Source organism: Streptomyces sparsus, from assembly GCF_054776295.1.
The window spans coordinates 1-3,034 of the sequence record NZ_BAAHCA010000606.1 but is presented as its reverse complement, the minus strand read 5'-3'; the positions used below and the strand labels follow the sequence as shown (position 1 = coordinate 3,034).

Here is a 3,034-nt window from a genome sequence, read left to right as displayed (position 1 = left end):
CCGCCCGACGCGAGCGGCCAGCTCCCGGTAGGAGATCGTGCGGCCGTGCGGGATGTCGCGCAGCGCGGCCCACACCGTGCGCTGGAACGGCGTGCCGTGCGGGCGCAGCGGGACGGTGAACCCGGTGCGGGTGCCCGCGAAGTACTGCCGGAGCTGCTCGGCGGTTTCGGCGAAGGGCTCCGGATCGGCGGTGCCGAACGTGCTGTCGGCGGGCCGGTGGCGCTGCGCGGTCATGTACAGGCCGCACAGCTCGCCGTCCTCGGCGACCAGCGTGAGCGGCCCCAACGGGCTGTCCAGCACGGTGTGCAGACGTCGGATGTCGGTGTGCATGCCGCCAGTCTGCGCCCGGGACCGGGCCCGGCACCGGCGGAAAAACGACATCACCACCATCACCACCAGCACCGCCACCGGCGGCCGTCCCCGCGCTCAGGCGTCGGCGACGGTCTCCACCGCGGACTGCGCGCGGGGCACACCCTGCTGGTCCGCGTCGATGGACCGGCGCAGCGCCTCGTGCAGCTTCGCGGGGGTCAGCACGCCCTCGAACCGGTCGCCGTCCAGGACAGCGATCCAGCCCGCGTCGTGCTGGAGCATCGTGCTGAACGCCTGCTTGAGCGGCGCGCCCAGCGGCAACCAGGCCTCCATCCGGCGGGCGTGGCCGCGTACCGTCGTTCCGTCGGCGCCCGGCCGGGACACCGCGTCGGCGGCCACCCAGCCGTGCAGGTCCCCGGCGTCGTCCAGCACGACCGCCCAGCGGGCGCCGTCCGCCCGCATGCGCTCCGCGGCCCGCTCGGGCCGGTCGTCGAGCCGCACCACCGGCGGCTGCTCCAGGTCCTCCCGCTCGATCGGTGTCACCGACAGCCGCTTCAAGCCCCGGTCCGCGCCGACGAAGTCCGCCACGTACGGGGTGGCCGGGGCGCCCAGCACCTTGCTCGGCGGGTCGAACTGCTCGATCCGGCCGTGCCCGTAGACCGCTATCCGGTCGCCGAGCCGCACGGCCTCCTCGATGTCGTGGGTGACGAACAGGACCGTCTTGCGCACCTCGGCCTGGAGGCGCAGGAACTCCGTCTGGAGGTGTTCGCGCACCACCGGGTCGACGGCGCCGAACGGCTCGTCCATCAGCAGCACCGGCGGGTCGGCGGCCAGCGCGCGGGCCACCCCGACCCGTTGCCGCTGCCCGCCGGAGAGCTGGTCGGGGTAGCGGCCACCGAACACCGCCGGGTCCAGGCCGACCAGGTCGAGCAGCTCGGCGGCCCGCTTGCGGGACTCGGCCCGCGACCCGCCCAGCAGCAGCGGCACCGTCGCGGTGTTGTCCAGCACCGTCTTGTGCGGGAACAGCCCCACCTGCTGGATGACGTAGCCGATGCGGCGGCGCAACGTCACCGGATCCACCGTGGCGATGTCCTCACCGGCGAGCAGGATGCGGCCCTCGCTCGGCTCGATCAGCCGGTTGACCATCTTCATGGTGGTCGTCTTGCCGCACCCGGACGGCCCGACCAGGGTGACCAACTCGCCCTCGGCCACCTCGAAGGACAGGTCGTCGACGGCGGTGGTGCCGTCGGCGTAGCGTTTGGTCACACCCTCGAAACGGATCATGCTGCCTCATTCTGTCAGCCACCCGCGTTACAGTCCCGTACGTGACTTCGACTGGGTGCCTGGCCGCGAACGAGTGGATCTGCGGTGAGTATGTCCGCACCCGGAGCCAGGAACTGGTCGACGCGACGACGCAGCACATCGGGATCACCGTCGCGTCGGTCACCATCGGGCTGCTCGTCGCGCTGCCGCTGGCCGTCGCCGCCCGCCGCTGGCGGGCCGCCGCCGGACCGGTGCTCGGGGTGACGACGATCCTCTACACCATCCCGTCATTGGCCATGTTCGCCCTGCTGGTGCCGCTCATCGGGGTGTCCGTCGCGGTCGTCGTCACCGGACTGGTGCTGTACTCGCTGACGGTGCTGGTGCGCAACATCCTCGCCGGGCTCGAAGGCGTGCCCGAGGACGTCCGCGAAGCCGCCCGCGGCATGGGCTACGGCCCGCTGCGGCTGCTGCTCACCGTGGAACTGCCGCTGTCGCTGCCCGCCCTGATGGCCGGCGTGCGCATCGCGACCGTCTCCACGGTGGCGATGACCACCGTCGGCGGCATCATCGACTTCGGCGGGCTGGGCAACCTGCTCTTCGCCGGTCTGGACAGCGTGTTCAAGGCCCAGGTGCTGACCGCCTCGGTGATCTGTGTGGTGCTGGCAGTGCTCGCGGACGTCGCCCTGCTCGGCCTCCAGCGACTGCTGACGCCCTGGGCCAGGGCACGCACGGGAAAGGCGGCCTGACCGTGGGAGCGATCACCGACGCCTGGACGTGGCTGACCACCGCCGGCAACTGGGCGGGAACCGGCGGGGTGTGGCAACGCCTGGGCGAGCACGTCTTCCTGACCGTGGTGTGCCTCGCCCTGGCCTGCCTGCTGGCCCTGCCCGTCGCGCTGTGGCTGGGCCACCTGGGACGCGGCGGAGCGCTCGCGGTGAACCTCTCCAACGTGGGGCGGGCCGTGCCGACGCTCGCGGTGCTGGTGCTGCTGACGCTCAGCCCGCTCGGCAGCTACGGCGTCCTGCCCACGGTGATCGCCCTCGTGCTGTTCGCGGTGCCGCCGCTGCTCACCAACGCCTACGTCGGCATGCGGGAGGCGGACCGGGACGTGGTGGAGGCCGCCCGCGGCATGGGAATGTCCGGGTGGCAGCTGCTGGCCCGGGTCGAGCTGCCGCTGGCCTTCCCGCTGATCATGACCGGCGTCCGGTCCGCCGCCGTCCAGGTGGTGGCGACGGCGACGCTGGCGGCCATCGCGGGCGGCGGCGGACTGGGCCGCATCATCACCGCCGGCTTTAACACCTACAACACCCCGCAGGTGGTGGCCGGCGCCATCCTGGTCGCCGTGCTCGCCCTGCTGGTGGAGGCCGTGCTGGTGCTCGCCGCCCGCGTCCTCGACCCCATGCGCCGCCGCGCCCCGGCGCCCACCGCACCCGTGCCCAGCCGGGTCGCCGCGTGACGGGCC

At 73.0% G+C, this 3,034-nt stretch carries 4 protein-coding genes; 2 read left to right on the top strand and 2 right to left on the bottom strand.

Features of this window, described 5'->3' with window-relative positions; all coding sequences use genetic code 11:
• Window positions 1-330: methylated-DNA--[protein]-cysteine S-methyltransferase (locus ACYVE9_RS20960; RefSeq protein ID WP_461029434.1), on the bottom strand; the 330-nt coding region annotated here is incomplete at its 3' end.
• A gap of 96 nt (window positions 331-426) precedes the next feature.
• Window positions 427-1,593 (bottom strand): betaine/proline/choline family ABC transporter ATP-binding protein, encoded by a 1,167-nt coding sequence (locus tag ACYVE9_RS20955; RefSeq protein ID WP_461029433.1) that lies wholly within the window; start codon window positions 1,591-1,593, stop codon window positions 427-429.
• 41 nt (window positions 1,594-1,634) lie between these two features.
• On the opposite strand from ACYVE9_RS20955, the gene ACYVE9_RS20950 reads away from it, so the two are divergent.
• Complete coding sequence (locus ACYVE9_RS20950; RefSeq protein WP_461029432.1) at window positions 1,635-2,318, top strand: ABC transporter permease; 684 nt, start codon at window positions 1,635-1,637, stop codon at window positions 2,316-2,318.
• Window positions 2,319-2,320: 2 nt separating this feature from the next.
• Entirely contained in the window at window positions 2,321-3,028 is a 708-nt protein-coding gene (locus ACYVE9_RS20945) for an ABC transporter permease (protein WP_461029431.1), read from the top strand.
• Window positions 3,029-3,034 lie beyond the last annotated feature (6 nt).

What these genes read in the sequence shown, in the direction of transcription:
- ACYVE9_RS20955 (WP_461029433.1), bottom strand. Translation starts at nt 1,593, where the DNA reads ATGATCCGTTTCGAGGGTGTGACCAAACGCTACGCCGACGGCACCACC.